This window comes from Marinomonas sp. 63XJN7_7_ISO-PGPR-S23-202 (assembly GCF_056173505.1).
The window spans coordinates 4209160-4229691 of the sequence record NZ_CM149677.1; the positions used below are offsets into that span (position 1 = coordinate 4209160).

Consider the following 20532-nt stretch of genomic DNA (forward strand, 5'->3'; position numbering starts at 1 on the left):
GTCTAGTAAAGTCTGCTAAGCGAACGCTAAGCTTGAGTAAAAATTTTGGACCCTGTAACAGATTCTGTGTAACTGCCATTTAGTTAAGGTGCTTTTCGAGACGCTCCTCGAACTCAATAATAAATCGACTCATTGCTTGGCGCCAGTTCTGAATTGGCATCGTCCATTTCTTACTGGCTTCTTTAATGGCAAGGTATACCATTTTCCTCGCAGAATCATCGCTTGGGAAGACTTTACGTTTTTTAATGGCTCTACGGATAACACTGTTCAGGGACTCAATCGCATTCGTTGTGTAGATCGCTTTTCGGATATCGTCAGGGTAATTAAACAACGTATTGAGGTGATGCCAGTGATTGCGCCATGATTTGGTAATTTGCGGGTATTGATCGTCCCAGATGTCGCCGAAACGATCTAACTCTAGCAAGGCTTCTTCTTCCGTTGCGGAGCGGTAAACTTGCTTTAAATCCGCCGTCACTGCTTTATAGTCTTTCCATGATACATATTTCAATGAGTTGCGTACCATGTGTACGATGCACAGTTGGATGTTAGTTTGTGGGAAAACAGCATTGATGGCTTCTGGGAAGCCTTTTAGACCATCAACACAAGCGATGAGAATATCTTCTACGCCGCGCTGCTGAAGCTCAGTGAGGACGTTGAGCCAGAACTTCGCACCTTCGTTCTCCGCAATCCACATGCCCATGAGTTCTTTATGACCTTCAGTGTTGATACCGAGTGCCAAGAAGATCGATTTATTGATGACGCGTTTATCTTGGCGGATTTTCAACACAATACAATCAAGATACACAATGGGGTAGATGGCATCCAAAGGGCGTGCTTGCCATTCAGTCACTTGCTCAATGACCGCATTGGTAACGCGTGATACCAGTGTTGGAGATATCTCGGCACCATACCATTCATCGAAGGCATTGACGATGTCTCGGGTACTCATGCCTTGCGCATAGAGCCACAGGATTTTATCGTCCATAGAAGTGAATCGGGATTGGTGTTTTTTGACCAGCTTGGGTTCAAAAGAGCCTTCTCGGTCACGAGGCGTATCCAGTTCAAACTCACCATCTTCCGTCTTAATACGCTTGCTATTCTTGCCATTACGACTATTGGTTGAGGTGGACTTTTGATGTCTCTCGTAACCCAGATGGTCATCCATTTCTGCATTCAATGCCGCTTCAACGGTAATCTTCTTCAGCATTTGGCTAAATTCGTTGAGATCCTCAGGCGTTTTAATTCCCTTGGCGGCTTCTTTTGCGAACGCTTCAAGTTCTTTTTTGTTCATTTGCATCTACCTATCCTTAATTCTTAATAGAATATGTTGTGGTAGGCAGTTACACAAAATTAGTTACAGTCTCAAATTTTGTTTTATTTTGATAAGAAAACACCTTTATTTTCTCTTGGTTTAAATTCATCCACTCCCCATCAAGATACAAAAAGTAGTTGATATAGTATTTATTTTTATAAATATTATGAACGAATCTGCCATGATTTTCTGATGTGACATGCATCTCGATATCTGAATTTGTCACTACTTTAAGAGTTGGTAGCATATTGTATCTTTTTCCAGAAACAAGTTCCCCCAAATGAATTTCACTAACAGAACTATTGTAACCTAACATCGAAATACTTGTTTTTGGTGATATCGTTTCTTCTATTTCAAACTCTTGATTATCTAATAATTGATTATTCTCATTGTAGAGTTTTAATTTTAATCGATCTGAATACATCCCAGCTTTCACAGGCGTACCTTTTCTAATAAAAAGCTCTATTTCCGTATACGAATTGACAAGATTTAACCGTGTCATTGATGAGCTAACGATTTGCTGAGTATTGCTTCTTATTTGATAAGGTACTATCTGATATTGACCTTTTAATTGAGACTGGTTCTCAGTTGTAAGAATGATATGTAATGGGTGACAATCATTAGCGTCCAGAACCGTAATTCCAAGTCGCTTTCTCGCATCGCTATATTGCTCTGAATCGTAGCTCTCAAAATCATCATATAGATGCTTCACATCACCGAGTTTAGCATTGCATTCAGCATAAATAGTCTGCGAAAAAATCAAGGATAATATCAAAATAGAGAGTCTATTTATCTCTTTAGTGCACATAAATCACTCCTTTTCTTTGCAGCTGCTCGCCTTTTTTAACATTAATAATAAAGGGAGAGACATCAGAATTTTTTAATTTGACCTCATATTCACATGGCATAAGCCCCGTTAAAGCGAACTTACCCTTTCTATTTGTAAAGAAAACATGCTCTTTCTTTTTCTTATCCGTGGTACACATTGCCGTTCCCACCTGTAAAGAAAAAGGTGTCTTTTTTTCATCTAACAAAGTGGCAATAACAGTAATATTAGCGGCGTTACCTATCATAATACGATAGCCACTTCGATAAGGAGGATAAAAGGAAATAACACCAGCTCCTATATCATACCCCGGAGCAATATTATCAACATCGACAGTCACACTGGAATGATCATATGAGTTAACATCATTTAATAAAATGGTATCGAAATCCTCATTACTGGCTTTGTATTTATCGTTTGATCGACCTAAGACAATCTTTTTATTTTTTAAAGAGGAATGCGCTTTGACTAATGCAAAGCTATCATAGATAGGCCTGCCAACCGACCAATCACTTTGAGCAAATGCAATACTAGAAGAAAAACTAAGACGGCTTTGATGACGTGAAGATTGAGCATTAAGTTGTTGATAATAGCTAGCATGATCGAAACTGGTTAAAAATCGATTCCCTGTGTATTGAGTATTTAAATCAAGCATGGCTTTATTTTGTTCATTTCTCTCTATACCTGCTCGAACATTAAATGCTCCCACATACCGACGACTACTATTTTGTGTATACTCTAAACGTGCTCGATGTCTTTTTGATTGATATAATGATCTCAGTCGCTTCGCTGTGCTGATTCTATAGATCAAAGACAAGTTAACTCTCCATCCATTTTCTCCGTTTGTTTGCTCCCATTGACTGCCAATATTATAACGCCATTGGCCATTCAAAAGATCCTGAGAGAAATTCACCCCAAAAGTCTTATCAAATTGATGCTGATCATAAGATCGAAAAGCATTAGCAAACAAAGCGGTCTGGAAGGTAGGTGTATTAAAAAAGCTATAATTTACTTGAAACGAATGTTCTTTAAATCTATATCCATCACTCAGATATGGCCTGTACCCAAGAGATTGAAAACCCTTAGAAGCATGTTCGTAAGCCAAACTAAACCTTTTATGCTTTATACTATTGTCTGTAAACGTACTATACACCAGCCGATAGGCCTTCCCTTTCTCTTGCTCACTAACACTAAGTGCGTCTTCAAAAGCAAACAACCCCACTTCAGAAGCAAAAACATGCTTAAACCCTATTTGTTTTATGTATTTATCAGCCTGAAAATTAGCACCTACACTCCAGTTTGTTGAGACACCATAATTGAGATAAGAGCTTATCAATGGTTTATCATAAAAATATTCCAACCTATTATTGAGTTCAGATGGAACTCCTAGAAACAACTCGTATTTCAACTCATTTTTTGCTAATAAGCTCAGCCCTGTTGTTACATCAAATTTGATGTAACTAACTTTTCCTGCTGCATCCGTTATTCTTAGCGTAATATTATTATTACCTTCATTTAGAGGAATATCATCTAGAGAATAAACACCAGAGGAAAGATTTAGGCGAGAGACCACTTGATCATCAACAATCACTTCAACTGAGGAAGGACTTTTTAACGTAAAGCTCCTTGATGCACTTGGTCTAAGAATTCGATCAGATACTAGTGAGTAATTATGAGCAATTGATAGACCTAACATTCGAGAAGTAGATTGAAAATAGCTTCCCGATGTATACTTATCCCCTAGTGTGATTCTTGTACCATTAGATGGGAAGTCATGTATTAATCGCGTTCCTGTACGTTTAATACTAGGATCATTGGCCTCATCTGTTGGATAGTATTCCTCATCGTTTTCCAACACCCATCTATTCATATTGATAACCATCTCTGAGCGAACAGCCACTTGTTCATTAACCCTATGACCAGATTGACTATTTTGATATAAATAACTGGAATATAAATTCATATAACCACTTAATGAAGCTGGATCAGCAGGTTTTAACATTCTAGGGGCTGATTTCAAACTGATACTTTGCGGCCGAATTATCTCCATAGGAATGGATAAATTAAGAGTAAAGTCATTGAGATTAAAATCCACCTTAATATTGATTTCTTTAAGATCGTTCTCTGATATCAAACCTTCTTCTTGCCTGCTTGAGAGAGTGTAGATATAACTTGAATATAAAGCTTTTGAAAAAATGGGCTTCATCTCACTCCATTTAAATAAGAGCTCATCATTAGCTTCCACTATTAACGCTATTTTTCCTATTGAATTTTTGTTCATTATCGCCTCAACAATCAGCTCAATCCTATTTTTTGTTGGATTTATCTTTGCAAATACCGACATAGAAAAAAATATTAAAAAAAAATATATAAAAATGTTCATATTAACCAACTAGATCAATATTAAAATCATCTAAATCATCTTTTTTTACTGATTTTGGAATTGGCAATTTAATCAACACAGAGCAATAGGGAGGAAAAAAAACATCATAGCCTTTTTCTTTTAATTGATTTTTATAATATTCTCCTACTTTTATATTTTTTTTCTTTATTTTAATATCATAATCGCTCAACCTTGTTGATCCGCCTCCTCTATTAATGACCCTGACAACTAAATTTCCTTTCTCTATATAAGGTTTACCGATCACTAAATCCGCTTTTAGCGCTTTTTGGTTAACGTGAACGATCAAATTTAAATTCATCAATATTCTTAGTTTTGATCTTTCATCCAGCTTTAGTGCGCTAATATCTTCTTCTATCAAACTGACCTGATATGTTTTATCCATAGCAGGAAACTTGTCATCAATCCATCTAAATTGGATTTTTTTCTGTTGTCCTGACTCTAAAAACAAAGATGGCGGGAAAACCCATAAAGGAGAATTATTTAATGGTATAAGCGTTGGCTTAGAAAGTCCTACTTTATCAAATTTTATTTCATAAACTTGAATATCAAATGCGATATTCCTAGATAATTCATTATATATAATGCTAAATGGAGATTTTTTTTCAGGTGAAAGCGTTACCACCATCGGTGTTATTTCTATTGCAAAAACTGGAAAAATAGAAATCATTAAAAATAAAATGAACGCTCTCGCTAATTTATGCATTATAAAACCACTTCCAATTCACTGTTATCAGCATTAAATTGTGATGGGACTTTGATCGTCACTTCACAATTTGACTTTGGAAGCAACAGTTTACCTGTTAGTGCTTTATTCAAAGCTTCACCATCGAGTACCATTTTTTTATCTTTATTTTTTATAATCCATTTTGATTTTGACAATCGGATATATTTATTACCTTTATTCTCAAGCATTACATTCCAAGAATTACGGGTAGACTGATGCTTACCCTTAATCACCAACTTGGCCTCTGCCTCTTTTGGCACGACATTCAACAATGTTTTAAAGCTAACCGCCATACCGACACCTGACTTATTCAATGATCCTAAATCAACAACCACCTGATTTATCGCAATACGGTACGCTTTAGAGGTCGACAATAAAGGATCTCCTATGTAGCGAATAATAACGGATTGACTTTTTCCAGGCGGAATAATGGTGGTCAAAGGAATAATTAAAAAATCATCTTCATTAGGCTGTAATGTTTCAATTCCGTTCTTACTTATTAATAAATTATAGGCGGATATTTCAATGGTAAGAGGAGCATTAGAGTCATTTAATACACGCATGGTTTTTTGTGATTGGCTACCTGTTGGTTGAACCTCAAAAACCATCGGTTTTACCTGAAATGCATAAGCGGAGTAGGAAAAAATAGCATAAATAAAAAAGATAATGTATCGCATAATAATATTTCCTAAGATGAAAAAAAGGCAGTATAAAACTGCCTTTTTTGTTAGGTTTTTAATTCGCTGTAATGGATAGCATTAGCTGATCTGTATAGCTACCAGAATAAATTGGATCCTGTAGAACCGTTAATTTAATGTTTCCAGAAATACCAGTGGCTAAATCCGATGAACCAGGTTGACTTTGAGATGCAACTTGATCATTGGCACCACTCAATGCAGTCAAAGTAAAATCATATGGATTAGCTTTTAATTCCGCTTTATAACCAATACCCGTTCCATCTTTGCCATCTACCGTTTGCATATGACCTTCTGATGAAGTAAGCGATACGGTTGCGCCATCTGGATCATTACATTTAACAGTAAAGCCAACGTTGCTGGTTTGATTTTTTGCTAAACTGGTAAATAGTACAGATGTATTATTAGTTTCCACTTCACAAATTGATGGGACGGTTCCACTTACCGCTACGTTTTCTGCGAATACGGCACCTGAAGATAATGTTGCAATTGCTGAGAGTATGATTAACTTTTTCATTTTTGATATTCCTTCATTAATATGGCTAGAATGATTCTGTCTAAAATTAACCTTTACCAGACACCACCAGAGACTACAGATGGGGTCATTTCTATGCGCAAAACATCCTGATAGTTTCCTGCATAAATTAACGGATCTAAAAGTTTGAGCTGCAATTTTCCTGTGCTTTTAAATAAAATATTATCAACGCTAAAAAACTTTCTTGTTTTCAAACTATTAGCCGATACAGACATTCTGTATTTGCTTCCAATAATAGAAAACGTCACGTTATAATTTTTTACTTGAGTACTTTGCTGATGACGCAGGCCACCATTTAATGATTGCATCGACACTCGCATAGGTGAATTACAGTCAATCATTAGCTCCGTGCTTGCAAGCCCGGCTGAAGAAAGCGTTAAGTTATTATTGACGGCTGTAAACCCACATTTCGCTGGAATATATCCAACTAAAGTTAAGCTTACATTGTCATTGCCATATGCCGTTAAGGCATAGAAACATACTAATAACCCAATTCGTTTTCTCATTACCGCCATTTCCTTTTGGGTTGTCTTGCAAACACAACTGGATCTTAGATAAAAAAAATCTGTTTAGTATGTTTCTATTTGTTTATCAATCTGTGAGGAGATCGCTATTTATTTATAAAAACGTGTTCGTATATCTAAACAAGAAAATAGTAAAATTGACTAAATATTAAAAAAATAAATATCCTAAAAAACAAAATCTAGTAAATTCATAGACTTAGCAATTCACAAATAATTTATTGAAAAGAACAAAAATTAAACAAATAAATTTAAGTGTTTAGTTAGAAGTAAACAATAGGAAGAAATAAAATTAAACAAAATAAAAAAATTAAACTTAATTTATTATTTCTATACAGTTAATTACGATTTGATGACAGATTGGCCGTCTTTGTAAGGAAAGAGAGCAACGATAGGGATTTCAGCGATTTTGATCATCACCAAAGCGAGTAATGAAATCCATAAAGAGAACACAAAGGCTGATTACTCAGATTGATTGACTATTGCAACTTCCGATAGAGAGAACGCAAACTAATACCAGCCACTTCAGCCACTTTCACCTTGTCATGATTATAAAAGGAAAGTAAATCAGACAAATAAAGCCGCTCAGCCGTTTTCAAGTCTACCCATGTCCTCTCTGAATCATTCAGTTGTTGAGTATCCACATTCCCCGTAAACTGACCAGCAACGTCTTGATTAAGTTCCTGATCAATAATCAGGCATTCCTCTATAATACTGCGCTCGATAACATTCGTGTCCGTCAATATGGTGGCGCGGTTGAGAATATTACTTAACTCACGGATATTGCCCGGAAAGTCATATTGCTTTAATACATGAAACGCAGAATCCGTAAGGTGATATTCCTTACGATGGCTAATGCGTTTTAATAATGTGCGAACTAACAAAGCAAGATCATCGCGTCGTTCACGCAATGATGGAATATAAATGGGAAATACATTGATCCGATAGTATAGGTCTTGACGAAACTCACCATCTTTCACCATTTTGGCAAGATTTTTATGAGTCGCGCAGATCAATCTAAAACTCGTATGCTTGGTACTAGAAGAGCCAACAGGCCGAAAAGAGCCGGTTTCAATTAGACGTAGCAGTTTGACTTGCATCGAAAGGGGAACGTCGCCAATTTCATCCAAAAACAGCGTTCCACCGTTCGCCAATTCCACCAAGCCCGTTCGATTGCTATAAGCCCCTGTGTAGGCACCTTTAACATGACCAAACAATTCACTTTCAAACAAGGAGTCGGTTAAACCCGCGCACTCTAAAGTAACAAGTGAACTCTTCACTCTGTCGCTGCCTTGATGGATAGCGTGTGCCACTAGCTCTTTACCACAACCCGACTCCCCTAGCAGTAAGACAGATGCATCACTCTGGCTGACTCGGGTCACTTTTTCTAACATGAGATTAAAAGGCTTACTAGAACCCACTAGCGTTTTACTGCCATTTTCGGCACTGGCTACAGCAACGGCTCGCAGTAATTCGACAAAAAATAACAACTTACCTTGGCTATCATGAATAGGCAGCATTTCTACATTCACATGCTCTTTCCCTCTTGGCGTTTGGTGAATATGCAGAACCCGTTCTTTACGGCCAGAGTCTAATGTTGCTGCAAGCGGACAATCTTCTCCGGCCACATCACAGGGAACACTATAGCCATGGGATACCTCAAAACAACGCGGTTTAGTTTGTAACGAAACATCACCAAACTCTTTTCGATAATGCTGATTAATGGCGAGGATTTGATAATCCACCGATACCAGAATTGCAGGGCAATCGAACCCTTCGAGCATACTCGTCAGCCCTTCAAGAGAAGGTGAGTCCGTTGCAATGATATCCATGTATAAATTCCGCCATTTTTGTCAAAATCAAAGACAAATATGACAAAAAATATGACTCCGGTCAATTCTAATTCAACAAAAGTAATCTACACATAAAATAAAAGCCTTTATTTTTCAAAGCCTTAAAAAAACCAAAAAGCATTGGCATGTTTTCTGCTCTACCAATTTTAATAAGATAAATCGCTCAAATCAGCAATGCTATTTGATTAATAATCAATCAGAGAGGTGCAAGATGACAACGAATACAATAATAAAACCCGAAGTGTCGGCTTTTTTTGAAAAAGACACCAGCACATTTTCTTATGTTGTAAAGGACCCGGAGTCGTCGAACTGCGCGATTGTCGACAGTGTCATGAATTTCGATTATGCCTCTGGCAGCACTTTTTATAAAAGCGCTGACGACATTATTGAGTACGTTACGGCCCATAAACTGACTGTAGAATGGCTAATTGAAACCCATGTTCATGCTGACCACCTTTCCGCCGCGCCTTACCTTAAAGAGAAACTTGGTGGGAAAATTGGCATAGGCGAACAAATCAGCATCGTGCAAGACACCTTTGCCAAAATATTCAATGAAGGTCAGGAGTTTCAGCACGACGGCTCTCAATTTGACCACTTATTCAAAGATGGCGAACAATTTTACATCGGCAAGATGCCATGTACCGCCATGCATACACCCGGCCATACACCGGCATGCTTTACCCATGTGCTAGGCGATGCCGTTTTCGTGGGGGATACCTTATTTATGCCCGATGCAGGAACAGCACGAGCCGACTTTCCAGGAGGCGATGCTGGTATTTTGTACGACTCCATTCAAAAAATCCTCGCTCTACCTGAGGACTATCGAATTTACATGTGTCATGACTATTGTCCAAATGGACGTGAGCTGGAATATCAAACCGACATCAAAACTCAGCGTGACCATAATATCCATGTCAAACAAGACATTAACAAAACCACTTTTGTCCAGTTACGGGAAAGCAGAGATAAAACCCTAGCCATGCCACGCCTTATTTTACCATCGCTACAAGTGAATATGAGAGCGGGCCACCTTCCCAATCCAGAAGAAAATGGTTTGTCTTACTTAAAAATTCCATTAAACGCCTTTACATAAGGCGTCAATAAAGAGCACTCGCATCACAGGCACATCAAAGAGCGGCAAACATACACATAACGATAAAAAAAGAGAGAGAAGCATGTTGCGCAAAGCCATCACAGACCACTATTCCGTGTCTGAACAAATCAGTTTAGACGACGTCAATACCCTAGCAAAATCCGGGGTCACACTGATTATTTGTAATCGACCTGATAACGAGGAGGAAGGACAACTTAACTTCGCCAAGGTGGCCGAACAGGCCAAAGCCAATAATATCTCGGCGATACATATTCCTTTTTCTGGAGGCCAAATGCAGCCTGCGGACGTTGAGACATTCAAACAGGTGATAAAAGGGGCACAGAACGTTCACGCATACTGCCGGACAGGTAATCGTTCAACGCAAATCTGGCAGGCTAGCCAAGAACCAACCACTCAACCCCAAGCGACTGCTTCAGCATCACCCTCCCCGCAATACGATGTTGTCATTGTCGGCGCAGGATCAGCAGGCTTAGCGACCGCGGCGAGTTTGCTAAAGCGTAAAGGAGACATCAAGCTCTGCCTGATTGACCCCGCCAACAGTCATTATTACCAACCGGGATGGACCCTCGTTGGCGGTGGCGTATTCAAAGCGGCCAAAACCCATCGAAAAATGGCAAATGTCATTCCCCGCAATAGCACTTGGATTCAACAGTCCGTCAGCTCCTTTCTACCCGACGAAAATAAGCTGGTGCTGGATAACGGTCAACAAGTCAGTTACCGTTTTTTAGTGGTTGCTGCTGGCATTAAACTCAACTGGGATGCCATCGAAGGACTATCAGAGACTCTTGGAAAGAATGGCGTTACCTCCAATTATCGCTACGATCTAGCCCCTTATACTTGGGAATTGGTAAAAAATTTAAAAAGCGGAAATGCCGTATTTACCCAGCCCCCAATGCCCATAAAATGCGCTGGAGCGCCACAAAAAGCCATGTATTTATCATGCGATCATTGGTTAAAAAACGGCAATCACAAGAACATCAAAACGTCTTTTTATAATGCTGGCGGCGTGATTTTTGGCGTACCGGCTTATGTTCCTGCTCTTGAAAGCTATCTTAAAAAGTACCAAGTCAACACTCACTTCAGCCACAACTTGGTGAAAGTCGATGGGCCAAACAAACGGGCGTATTTCGCAGCAAAAGACAAAGACGGCGAACCAACGATCATTGAAACCCAGTTTGATATGCTGCACGTTTGCCCACCCCAATGTGCCCCCGACTTTATTCGCAACAGCCCCCTTACCGATGAAGCGGGCTGGGTCGAAGTCGATAAGGAAACCTTACAACATACCCGATTTAGCAACATTTGGTCATTAGGTGATGTCTCTAATACACCCAACGCTAAAACCATGGCTGCCGCTCGCAAACAGGCCCCGGTCGTCGCCCAAAACATTACCGATGCGTTACAAAACCGTCCGATCAAAGCCATTTACGACGGTTATGGTTCCTGTCCACTCACCGTTGAACGCGGCAAAATTGTCTTGGCGGAATTTGCTTATGGTGGGAAGCTTTTACCTACCTTTCCAAAATGGCTCAACGATGGCACCAAACCGACCTATTTTGCTTGGTTATTAAAGGAAGAGATCTTACCTCCTTTTTATTGGCATGGCATGTTAAAAGGCTATGAATGGTTCGTTAAACCTGAAATGAAAAAATAAGCAAACCTAACCGTAGGCAAGAATGCAGTATCCCATGTTCTTGCCTACAAAATAACAAACACTCACAAGTGAACCCACTATAACGCTCCCTTCACCGTCGGCAGGGCCTGTGAGTAACAATCGATCCATTCACTCAATTTACTTCTAATCAATGTCTCTGTTGTCATGTCTTATGCTACTCTTCGAAATAAAACCATTTTATGATCTGAATAAGCGAGTTATCCATGTTTGAAGCAGCCGAGTTAGGACGATCTATCAGTAAGCATGACTATAAAGAGCAAGAGCCCATTCTGCGTGAAAAGCTGTTACTTACCCAATTTGCTCTGCAACAAGCGAATGTCCCCGTCTATATTTTACTCGAAGGCGTCAACAGCAAAGATAAAGGCGATGTCATCAACCTGCTCAATCAATGGTTCGATACCCGTGGACTAGAGGTAACAGGCTTTGGCGCCAAAACCGAGGCGGAAACCAATCGACCACGCTTTTGGCGTTACTGGCAAAACTTTCCAGCCCGTGGCCGCATCGGCTTATTTTTTGGTTCTTGGTACAGTGGTGAGCTCATTGAACGGGCGACAAAGAAGCAAAAAAAAGTCGCCTTTGATGCCCATATGCAGCGCATCCTAGCACTCGAAACCACATTAGCCAGAGATGGCGCCTTAATTCTCAAGTTCTGGCTACACTCTTCTCAATCAACACAAAAGCAACGTCTAAAAGAACTCAAAGCCGCCCAAAAAGAAGGCTGGATAAGTTCCAAGGCAGACTTTCAAATTCTGACCCATTACCCTCGTTATATTCACGCGGCAGAAAGAGCCATCCGGCTAACCGATCAAGCCATCGCACCTTGGTATGTCATTGAATCCGAAGACAATTATTATCGAGACATAGCTGTCGCTAAGCAAATTATCGAAACCGCGGAAAATTACTTGGCAACCCTGCCTAAAGACGACGATAACAATAAGAAAAACCCTCCTTCACAAACCACTGAGACGTCTGAAAAAGCCCCAACAGATGCCCCTAAAACGCCTAAAGAAGAACTGATAACTGAACCCACAATCTTAAGCCAGTTGAAACAGCCACCATCAGGAGAGCCTGATAACAACAGTAAACACTTGGCTATGCTGCAAGAAAAACTGACTCGGCTGAGCTGGCAGGCTTACCATAAAGGCATCAGTTTTATTCTGGTATTCGAAGGATGGGATGCAGCGGGCAAAGGCGGTGCTATTCGACGTATTATGCAGGCAGTGGATGCCCGTATCGCTAGAGTTATCTCTATCGCCGCCCCCACGGATGAAGAAAAGGCTCACCATTATTTATGGCGTTTCTGGCGACATATACCTGCTTCAGGCAAACACACTATTTATGATCGCAGTTGGTATGGACGTGTGTTAGTAGAACGTGTAGAAGGCTTCGCAACCGAGAATGAATGGCGACGCGCCTACACAGAAATTAATAACTTTGAAGAACAAATTATCCATCACGGCAGTTTATTGCTAAAATTCTGGCTGCATATCGATCAAGAAGAACAACTAAAACGTTTTGAAGCCCGTGAAAACATTCCCTACAAGCAGCATAAAATCACGGAAGAAGACTGGCGCAACCGCAACCACTGGCAAGCCTATGAAAGTGCCGTTAACGACATGGTGGTTCATACCAGCACCGACTATGCGCCGTGGACATTGATTGCCGCCAACAACAAACATTACGCTCGCATCGCGGTATTAGAAGCATTGTGCGACCAACTGGAAAACAGACTAAAAGAAACAAAATAATGCAGTGTATTCATACAAAAGGAACCCAGTTCGAATGGACGAATTGCTACAACTAGCGGTATCTGGTTCCCTCGTTGGCGTGACTATTTTTTATCTACTCAGCTCATTGCTCGTTAAGCATTGGGTTCGTATTGATGTTTACCAGCTACTCCTATCCATGGCCGCGACTTTCCTCATTGCGATTGTCGGTGAGGTGGTTCTTGGTAAGCTGTACTATCTGGTCATGGGAAAACCACTCTGGCAATATCATGTCTGGCCCATTCATGATGGTTACACCTCCGCCCTGAACTTCATTACTTGGCCGGTATATGGCTTTTACCAATACTGCCTGCACTATGTGCTAACGCACAAAAAATGCCAATTGCGCCCCTACTGGCTGACAGGTCTAGCATCTGGCATCGATGGGCCAATACTGGAAATTCTCGCTAACGGCTTTTCTTTGCTGTTTTATCAGACCTTCTACTTCTATTATCTACCGGATGACATGAGACACTACACGTCGCTGCAAGTTGTGCCTTTATACATGGTTGGAGGGGTCGTTCTTTCGTTGATACTGCAGCATCTGCGTGAGCGCCCGCCTAAGTGGATATACCCTATTGTATTTTACGCTGCCGGCGTCGCTTTTATTCTCACAGGCTAATAATCAAAAACTCGTAGAAAGCGAGTCTAGCCATCACGCCTTTGACAGGCGACACCATAAAAGGAAAAGCTGACCAGAACAAAATCCTTTGCTCAGGTCAGTAGTATAGAAAAGATTATTAGGTTGTCATCAGTGACTTTTTACATTGGCTCTAGCTTGACGATATTCATTGACCACAATATCTGTTAGCTCCTGTACCGAGGTCTCTTTCGTCGCTTTATCAAAGACAATTTCGCCCCCTCTGACCAAGTTTACGCGATCACATACATCAAACACCTGAGCATAGTTATGAGCAATAATGATGATTCCCATATTGGCTTCTTCCTTTAAACGCTGAATCACATCCAAAATCAGTGCAGATTCTTTCGCCCCCATGGCGGCAGTCGGCTCATCAAGAAGCAGAAGATCCGCTTTTTGGTACACAGACCGAGCAACCGCAATGGCCTGACGCTGCCCTCCTGACAACTTCGACACTTCAACATCCACAGAGGGAATATTCACCCCCATCATATCTAATTGCTCAATGGCCGCTTTACGCATAGTTGCATCATCCAGAATCTTCAACGGGCCACCGTACACAGGCTCACGTTGTAAAAACATATTCCGGTAAACATTCAGCTCATTAATCAAGGCCAGATCCTGATACACACACTCAACCCCCAAACGACGAGCATGGGAGACAGAGCGTAATGCGACCTCTTCACCATTGATATAAAGCGAACCACTGCTTGGTGGGTGATAACCAGTGAAGATCTTCATCAGCGTAGATTTACCAGCACCATTGTCTCCCAGCAGGCCAAGCACCTCCCCCTTGGCAAGGTACATATTGATATCCTTAAGTGCCGTCACTTGGCCGAAGGATTTTGAAATATGCTCAGCTCTCAATACCTCAGAACTTGATTTATTCATCGTCACAATCCTCCTGACTCTCGTATCATCGTCAAGCGTATATTCACTGCCATCGTCACTAAAATCGCAGCCCCTAGGATCATATCGAATGTATAAGCACTCACCCCCAATAAGGTGAAGCCATCCTTGAGGATACCAAGCACCAGAGCACCAATAAGCGCCCCCAATACCGTTCCCAGCCCACCTGTTAACAAAGTGCCACCAATCACGGCCGCTGCAATGGCCGAAAACATGATTTGAGAACCACCGGACAAAGGGTCAATTGAGCCAATCCGAAAAGCATCGATAATACCGGCAAAGCCACCAAAGACACTACACAACATAAAGTTGCCAGTCTTAATCATTTTGACTTTAATCCCCACTTCAGCCGCCCCAACGGGGTTGCCTCCAGTTGCAATAGTATGTAATCCCCAGCGCGTTTTTTTGAGCACAAACTGCAATACAATAGCCAGCACAATCGCCCAAATTGCCTCAGCCCAAGGGTTTGCCCCCATAAAGTTGGTCACCCATTGACTAGACGTTGGCTGGACAGGAAAGCCGCCAGAAATAGTCAAGGTAAAGCCATTTATCAGGAAAAGCATGCCTAATGTGGTCACAAACGCAGGCACACGTAACAAGTTGGTGATGAGACCATTAATCAAACCGACCAGTGCGGAAGCGCACAAGGCAAGAATAATGGCTATCCCTATGGGTATACCGGCTGCAGCGGCAAAATACATCACAAAAGGCGCGAGCGCGTACACCATGCCGACGGACAGATCAAGCTCACCACACACCAGAACAAACACTTCACCAGCCGCGATAATCGCCGTGGTTCCGGTATATTGCACAATATTGGCAATATTATCTCCTGACAGAAAAGCCGAACTGGATATCTGAAAATAGATAACCAGTAAAACACCAGCCAGCAGAATACTCGTCTCACGATGGCGCAGTAAACCAAATAAGCCATGCCTCATAAAGGATGGATGGCCAGATCCTCGTCCGGCCTGGGTTGTATCATTCATCATGACGGCTCCTCACCTTTAACTACCGATGGGACCAGAACGTTCCAACACTTTTTCTTCTCTGGAGTTTCCTTCAAAGCGCGTTTTCGTTTTCAGATAAGGAGCCACGTTGTCCTTGGTGACGAATTTCAGACCGGTATTGATATTGGCAGGCCCACTCAAACCACCAGACATTTTGAACATGAACATTTCCATGACCGTATAAAAGCCTTGCAAATAAGGTTGCTGGTCAATGGTAAAATCAAGGTCACCGTGATAAATGGCATCCAGTGTATTAGGAAGCATATCAAATCCGCCGCCGACAACACCCTTTTGTTTCAAACCAAACTTTTGCATGGTTTTAGCGATCGCCATGGTACTGCCGCCATCTACGGCAAACATGCCTTTAACATTCTGATGTCCGACATAATAGGAATCCACTTGAGACACTTCTTCGTTAACCGTCGGGCCTGTCGCAATCTGTTTAAAATTAATTTTTTTACCAGACTCTTTGATGGCATCGGCAGCGCCATCAAGACGAGGTTGAATATTTAGCTGACCTGGTGTCGAAATGAAGCCAACCACGTCGCCGGAATCCACTAAACTGACAATCCGTTCACCCAGTGCTTTACCCGCCAGATAAAGATCTTGACCAATATAAGCAAGACGATCATTTCCTTTGACATCAGCATTATAAGAAAACACAGGAATTCCCGCTTCCAGAGCACGTTTTACTGGCTGATTAAACGCATGCTGATCCACCAGACAAACAGCAATACCATCCACTTGTGCTGCAATGGCAGTATCCATCGCATTTACCATCTCCGAAGCAATAGACCGCTGTGAGCCAGTCCACTGGTAATCACAACCAAGCAAAGCACAGGCATCGGCAATACCGTATTGAGTTGGAACAAAAAAGGGATTGGTTGTCACATGATTAACGAAAGTAAATTTCCACTTTTTGTGTCTTGGAAAGTTTCCTTCTTTTCCACCACTTGCAGCCATTGCTGGCGTTGCACCAGCGGCCATTAAAGCCCCTATCGCCCCAATACCCAACGCATTTCGCATTAGGGCCCTGCGAGTTGTCATAAAAGGGGATTCATTCTCATCATCTTTTTTCATGATTATTCTCCACGTTGCGATCTATTTATTTTTGTCGTTATTTTCAACACACGGAGTAACAGCTCTTAAAATAAGACCCCAGACGTCTAGTCCAGAATCGATAAAACGTTATAACATCTCCTCCACGGATAGCAGATTAATAAGCAATGGAATGGATTACTTGAATGCTCAAGTGCTTTTGGTTTGATCGACTACCATCGATCAGCCTAAAAAAGACTGTTTAAAAAACAACCAAAAAACAATGTATCACCCTCATCAGAACGACACAGTGAGCGGGAGTTGACTTCCTCTTTTTTTATAACTTTTAGCACTATTCTTACTGCTTTACGACACTATCTTTACCAATTGCCGCTTACTGTAGTGCCCAATCGGCTTTAATGATCCAGTATTTTTCTAAGCACTTGAAAAGAACATGCTGAATATACAAGACTTATGCTCTTGTTTATTCAGCATCAACAGACATTATAAGGAGGGTATTTTGTACGCCAAAATAGCGGTATTTCTTGAGCCAGATGAGCGTTTGTCGGGATCGTGGAAAGTATCAATCACCTGAAAGCCTGCTTTTCTCATCATTCCCGCCGAGGCTAGGTTCTCTTCATGTCGCTCAATCAATACCACTTGCACTGGTTTCTTTTTCGCCTGTTCAAGGCAAAGTTCAAGCAACTTGGTCGCAATACCCTGACTAGAATAGGCCTGAGACACCACCACATCGCCGATAAAACAAAGCGCGAGGAGATCAAAATACTGGGTCAAATAGGCAGGGCTAACGGATCCATCAATTAACACCGCAAAACCAATGATTTGCTTATTATCAGAATCCTCTGCCACCATCGCCATCGCCGAGCCCTCTTCAATCAATTTGAATTCCGCCTCAACCCCCTCCTCGGTCAAATAATTCCATTCATTAGGACCTTGGTCCCAGAGTAATGTTTTCAGCGCTGAACACTCAGCCACTGCCGCTTGACGATACACAATCATACTAATTCATCCTCTAAGCTATTGAGTTGGCAAATAATATCCAAAAACAGATCTCGACCGTAGGTAGGGATTTATCCCAATACCAAGCTAAAAAACCAACAGACATTTGTAAGATATAAGTTATATGTTTTACATTTTTTTGCCTGAAAAATGAGTTTTAGACCTAACACCAAATTATGTTACGAGCCATAAAATGATTCATTTTTAAGCAGCTCACCCATTGTTCGTATACCGTTTTTAAGAAGCGCTAATTTGTGTCCAAAGTTGATTCTTATGCAGTGACCATGACGCTCTGAAGATGAAAAAATGCTACCTGAGACAACCTGTATTTTTCTCTGTAAAAGGCTTTTATTAAAAGCATTAGCATTAAAATTTTTAGGGAATTCTACCCATAGAATATAGCCGCCTTGAGGCTGACTCATTCTTATTCCGGTAGGAAACGATTCTCCTATCCATTCGACCGTTTGCTGTAAATTTCTGTGGTACATAGCGCGCATTTTTCTTAAATGAAGTAGGTAGTGTCCATCTTCTATAAAGCTTGCGACCGCAATCTGTGCCGCACTCGAAGTACTGCCTGTTCCTGTATATTTCATATACAAAACACGGTCAAAAAAACGTGCTGGTGCAATCCAGCCAATGCGCAGTCCCGGAGCAATGGTCTTTGAAAAAGACCCACAAAGTAGTACTCTGCCGTCCATATCCATTGACTTTATGGTTAAAGGACGTGGGTAGCGATAGGACAAATCACCATATATATCATCTTCCAGAATCATCACATTGTATTTCTTGGCTAAATTAAGCAGTTCCCTTTTGCGTTCTTCTGGCATGATAAAACCTAAGGGGTTATTACAATTGGGCGTAACTTGAATCAGCTTCACCGACCACTGTTCGAGAATCATCTCTAATGATTCAATACTTATCCCTGTTATAGGATCAGTTGGCACTTCTAACACTCTGACACCACAGGCTTGTAAAATTTGTATTGCACCATGAAAAGCTGGTGACTCAATCGCAACAATATCCCCTGGTTCACAAACAGCTCGAACAGCAATAAACAACGCCTCTTGGCATCCACTAGTAATAATTAATTCTTCCGCTGCAATATCACAACCTGAATCAATTAGCATTCGAGATATCTGTTCTCTTAACTTTTTCATGCCCGAAATATCATCGTAGTAGAGCGCTCGTTTATCGGTGCTTCTACCCGTTTGACTAAGCGCTTTCAGCAAAGGCTTTAATGAAGAAGAATCTACATCAGGCATACCACGTCCTAATTGAAGTACACCGTCGCTAGGAGAGCTTGCAGCTAACTCTAGAATGCTATGCCAGTTCTTAATATCTACAGGTTCTTGAGTAACTGGCTGAACATTGGGTAAATGGCCACTTGCTAATTGCCCTTGACGAACAAAATAGCCTGTTTTTTCAATAGGAATCACCAAGCCATTTTCTTCTAGAAAGTGATAAGCGTTTTGCGCTGTACCAAGACTAACACTAAACGAAGTACAAATTTCTCTCATGGAAGGCAGCTTCTCTCCAGGGCGATAAAATCCTTTTTGAATCCGATCAGAAATAACATTCGCAATATCGACGTATTGGGGCATGGCAACTAGTTACTCCGTAAAGCTTCAAAACATACACAGGAGAACAAAATAAAGTATACAGAAGTCATAAAATGCTTTTCTGTATACTTAAATTAGCAAAACTCTATACATTTTAACAGGGTAAAAATCCACCGATAATCAAGTACGAGATAGCCACTGCTTGACTGATTGCATCTCTAACCAATTCCAAAACCTATCAATTGACTTGGAGAAAACGATGACCATTAGCGCATGGTTGGTGTTTATTTGCCTGACAACAATACAAACTGGAAGCCCCGGCCCATCGACTGTAAACCTCATAAACAACGCCATTAGATATGGAAAATTTCAAGCCATCTTTGTTCTTACAGGTGATGTGTTAGCGATATGTATCATGGGACTAATATCATCTGCAGGAATAGACATATTTTTTTCCCAACACCCAACACTCTTTAGCGGACTAAAAATACTCGGTGCGATTTACCTCATTTATTTAGGATTTAAATCTTTTACCAAAAAATCCGTAAAACTAGGTGATGAAGCCAATATGAGAAAAGAAGGATTCTGGAAGCTTTGGCGGCAATCCTTTTTTATCGGTATAAGCAACCCGAAAGCCATAATCTATTTTTCGGCCTTGCTGCCACAATTTGAAAGCCATGGAACGCCTAATCTACAGCTATTTATCATTTTGGTACTCAGCAGCGTGCTCATTAAATTTGCCACCTTATCTATCTACGCCTTCATTGCAGAATATTTGTCATCAAGAATAAAATCGCCTAAAGCAGCAAACACCGGAAATAAACTCGTAGGAATTTTCTTTATGTTATTTGGCTCGCTACTCGCTGCATCGGGAATTTTTTAATCCATTTCAAGAAAAAAACGAGCCGTAGCTCGTTTTTTGCAGATTCCA

Annotated in this window: 18 protein-coding genes; 5 read left to right on the top strand and 13 right to left on the bottom strand. The window is 40.9% G+C overall.

The window, feature by feature from the left end:
* Nucleotides 1-79: 79 nt before the first annotated feature.
* The 8 genes from AC0VYG_RS19450 to AC0VYG_RS19485 form a co-directional block, all read right to left on the bottom strand.
* Nucleotides 80-1291 carry an IS256 family transposase gene (locus AC0VYG_RS19450; RefSeq protein ID WP_475432512.1) on the bottom strand — a complete coding sequence of 404 codons (1212 nt, stop codon included), beginning with the start codon at nucleotides 1289-1291 and terminating at the stop codon, nucleotides 80-82.
* A 49-nt stretch (nucleotides 1292-1340) separates the two neighbouring features.
* Nucleotides 1341-2120 (bottom strand): hypothetical protein, encoded by a 780-nt coding sequence (locus AC0VYG_RS19455; protein WP_475429553.1) that lies wholly within the window; start codon nucleotides 2118-2120, stop codon nucleotides 1341-1343.
* Nucleotides 2110-4521, bottom strand: a complete 2412-nt coding sequence (locus AC0VYG_RS19460; protein ID WP_475429554.1) for a fimbria/pilus outer membrane usher protein — start codon at nucleotides 4519-4521, stop codon at nucleotides 2110-2112. The genes AC0VYG_RS19455 and AC0VYG_RS19460 overlap by 11 nt, the downstream gene beginning before the upstream one ends.
* 1 nt (nucleotide 4522) lies before the next feature.
* Nucleotides 4523-5245, bottom strand: a complete 723-nt coding sequence (locus tag AC0VYG_RS19465; protein WP_475429555.1) for a hypothetical protein — start codon at nucleotides 5243-5245, stop codon at nucleotides 4523-4525.
* Complete coding sequence (locus AC0VYG_RS19470) at nucleotides 5245-5943, bottom strand: fimbrial biogenesis chaperone (protein WP_475429556.1); 699 nt, start codon at nucleotides 5941-5943, stop codon at nucleotides 5245-5247. The genes AC0VYG_RS19465 and AC0VYG_RS19470 overlap by 1 nt, the downstream gene beginning before the upstream one ends.
* A gap of 58 nt (nucleotides 5944-6001) precedes the next feature.
* On the bottom strand, nucleotides 6002-6478 hold the full coding sequence (locus AC0VYG_RS19475) for a hypothetical protein (protein ID WP_475429557.1): 477 nt from the start codon (nucleotides 6476-6478) through the stop codon (nucleotides 6002-6004).
* A 53-nt stretch (nucleotides 6479-6531) separates the two neighbouring features.
* A complete protein-coding gene (locus tag AC0VYG_RS19480; protein WP_475429558.1) occupies nucleotides 6532-7002 on the bottom strand; it encodes a hypothetical protein in 471 nt (156 codons plus the stop codon).
* 494 nt (nucleotides 7003-7496) lie between these two features.
* Nucleotides 7497-8849, bottom strand: a complete 1353-nt coding sequence (locus tag AC0VYG_RS19485; protein WP_475429559.1) for a sigma-54 interaction domain-containing protein — start codon at nucleotides 8847-8849, stop codon at nucleotides 7497-7499.
* A gap of 232 nt (nucleotides 8850-9081) precedes the next feature.
* Here AC0VYG_RS19485 and AC0VYG_RS19490 point away from each other — a divergent pair, with 232 nt between their 5' ends.
* The 4 genes from AC0VYG_RS19490 (at nucleotide 9082) to AC0VYG_RS19505 (ending at nucleotide 14047) form a co-directional block, all read left to right on the top strand.
* Nucleotides 9082-9963, top strand: a complete 882-nt coding sequence (locus AC0VYG_RS19490) for an MBL fold metallo-hydrolase (protein ID WP_475429560.1) — start codon at nucleotides 9082-9084, stop codon at nucleotides 9961-9963.
* A gap of 82 nt (nucleotides 9964-10045) precedes the next feature.
* The gene (locus tag AC0VYG_RS19495) at nucleotides 10046-11638 is read left to right on the top strand and encodes a bifunctional protein tyrosine phosphatase family protein/NAD(P)/FAD-dependent oxidoreductase (protein WP_475429561.1); all 1593 of its coding nucleotides are present in this window, start codon (nucleotides 10046-10048) and stop codon (nucleotides 11636-11638) included.
* A 224-nt stretch (nucleotides 11639-11862) separates the two neighbouring features.
* Complete coding sequence (pap, locus tag AC0VYG_RS19500; protein ID WP_475429563.1) at nucleotides 11863-13407, top strand: polyphosphate:AMP phosphotransferase; 1545 nt, start codon at nucleotides 11863-11865, stop codon at nucleotides 13405-13407.
* A gap of 34 nt (nucleotides 13408-13441) precedes the next feature.
* Nucleotides 13442-14047, top strand: coding sequence for a hypothetical protein (locus tag AC0VYG_RS19505; protein WP_475429564.1), 606 nt, complete (start codon nucleotides 13442-13444; stop codon nucleotides 14045-14047).
* Nucleotides 14048-14176: 129 nt separating this feature from the next.
* Here the strand turns inward: AC0VYG_RS19505 and AC0VYG_RS19510 are convergent, their stop codons facing one another.
* The 5 genes from AC0VYG_RS19510 to AC0VYG_RS19530 all read right to left on the bottom strand — a co-directional run bounded on the left by AC0VYG_RS19510 (nucleotide 14177) and on the right by AC0VYG_RS19530 (nucleotide 19643).
* The gene (locus AC0VYG_RS19510) at nucleotides 14177-14956 is read right to left on the bottom strand and encodes an ATP-binding cassette domain-containing protein (protein ID WP_475429565.1); all 780 of its coding nucleotides are present in this window, start codon (nucleotides 14954-14956) and stop codon (nucleotides 14177-14179) included.
* A 2-nt stretch (nucleotides 14957-14958) separates the two neighbouring features.
* Nucleotides 14959-15966: an ABC transporter permease gene (locus AC0VYG_RS19515; RefSeq protein ID WP_475429566.1), complete on the bottom strand. Its 1008-nt coding sequence runs from the start codon at nucleotides 15964-15966 to the stop codon at nucleotides 14959-14961.
* Nucleotides 15967-15981: 15 nt separating this feature from the next.
* A complete protein-coding gene (locus AC0VYG_RS19520) occupies nucleotides 15982-17064 on the bottom strand; it encodes a substrate-binding domain-containing protein (protein WP_475429567.1) in 1083 nt (360 codons plus the stop codon).
* Between the two features lie 462 nt (nucleotides 17065-17526).
* Complete coding sequence (locus tag AC0VYG_RS19525) at nucleotides 17527-18042, bottom strand: N-acetyltransferase family protein (protein ID WP_475429568.1); 516 nt, start codon at nucleotides 18040-18042, stop codon at nucleotides 17527-17529.
* A gap of 179 nt (nucleotides 18043-18221) precedes the next feature.
* Nucleotides 18222-19643: an aminotransferase-like domain-containing protein gene (locus AC0VYG_RS19530; protein WP_475429569.1), complete on the bottom strand. Its 1422-nt coding sequence runs from the start codon at nucleotides 19641-19643 to the stop codon at nucleotides 18222-18224.
* A 217-nt stretch (nucleotides 19644-19860) separates the two neighbouring features.
* On the opposite strand from AC0VYG_RS19530, the gene AC0VYG_RS19535 reads away from it, so the two are divergent.
* Nucleotides 19861-20484 (top strand): LysE family translocator, encoded by a 624-nt coding sequence (locus AC0VYG_RS19535; RefSeq protein ID WP_475429570.1) that lies wholly within the window; start codon nucleotides 19861-19863, stop codon nucleotides 20482-20484.
* Nucleotides 20485-20532 lie beyond the last annotated feature (48 nt).

Coding starts and splice junctions, on each gene's coding strand:
- AC0VYG_RS19535 (WP_475429570.1), top strand. CDS start 19,861: ATGACCATTAGCGCATGGTTGGTGTTTATTTGCCTGACAACAATACAA.
- AC0VYG_RS19525 (WP_475429568.1), bottom strand. CDS start 18,042: ATGATTGTGTATCGTCAAGCGGCAGTGGCTGAGTGTTCAGCGCTGAAA.
- AC0VYG_RS19510 (WP_475429565.1), bottom strand. CDS start 14,956: ATGAATAAATCAAGTTCTGAGGTATTGAGAGCTGAGCATATTTCAAAA.
- AC0VYG_RS19450 (WP_475432512.1), bottom strand. CDS start 1,291: ATGAACAAAAAAGAACTTGAAGCGTTCGCAAAAGAAGCCGCCAAGGGA.
- AC0VYG_RS19470 (WP_475429556.1), bottom strand. CDS start 5,943: ATGCGATACATTATCTTTTTTATTTATGCTATTTTTTCCTACTCCGCT.
- AC0VYG_RS19515 (WP_475429566.1), bottom strand. CDS start 15,966: ATGATGAATGATACAACCCAGGCCGGACGAGGATCTGGCCATCCATCC.
- AC0VYG_RS19505 (WP_475429564.1), top strand. CDS start 13,442: ATGGACGAATTGCTACAACTAGCGGTATCTGGTTCCCTCGTTGGCGTG.
- AC0VYG_RS19495 (WP_475429561.1), top strand. CDS start 10,046: ATGTTGCGCAAAGCCATCACAGACCACTATTCCGTGTCTGAACAAATC.
- AC0VYG_RS19520 (WP_475429567.1), bottom strand. CDS start 17,064: ATGAAAAAAGATGATGAGAATGAATCCCCTTTTATGACAACTCGCAGG.
- AC0VYG_RS19480 (WP_475429558.1), bottom strand. CDS start 7,002: ATGAGAAAACGAATTGGGTTATTAGTATGTTTCTATGCCTTAACGGCA.
- AC0VYG_RS19485 (WP_475429559.1), bottom strand. CDS start 8,849: ATGGATATCATTGCAACGGACTCACCTTCTCTTGAAGGGCTGACGAGT.
- AC0VYG_RS19455 (WP_475429553.1), bottom strand. CDS start 2,120: ATGTGCACTAAAGAGATAAATAGACTCTCTATTTTGATATTATCCTTG.
- pap (WP_475429563.1), top strand. CDS start 11,863: ATGTTTGAAGCAGCCGAGTTAGGACGATCTATCAGTAAGCATGACTAT.
- AC0VYG_RS19460 (WP_475429554.1), bottom strand. CDS start 4,521: ATGAACATTTTTATATATTTTTTTTTAATATTTTTTTCTATGTCGGTA.
- AC0VYG_RS19465 (WP_475429555.1), bottom strand. CDS start 5,245: ATGCATAAATTAGCGAGAGCGTTCATTTTATTTTTAATGATTTCTATT.
- AC0VYG_RS19475 (WP_475429557.1), bottom strand. CDS start 6,478: ATGAAAAAGTTAATCATACTCTCAGCAATTGCAACATTATCTTCAGGT.
- AC0VYG_RS19490 (WP_475429560.1), top strand. CDS start 9,082: ATGACAACGAATACAATAATAAAACCCGAAGTGTCGGCTTTTTTTGAA.
- AC0VYG_RS19530 (WP_475429569.1), bottom strand. CDS start 19,643: ATGCCCCAATACGTCGATATTGCGAATGTTATTTCTGATCGGATTCAA.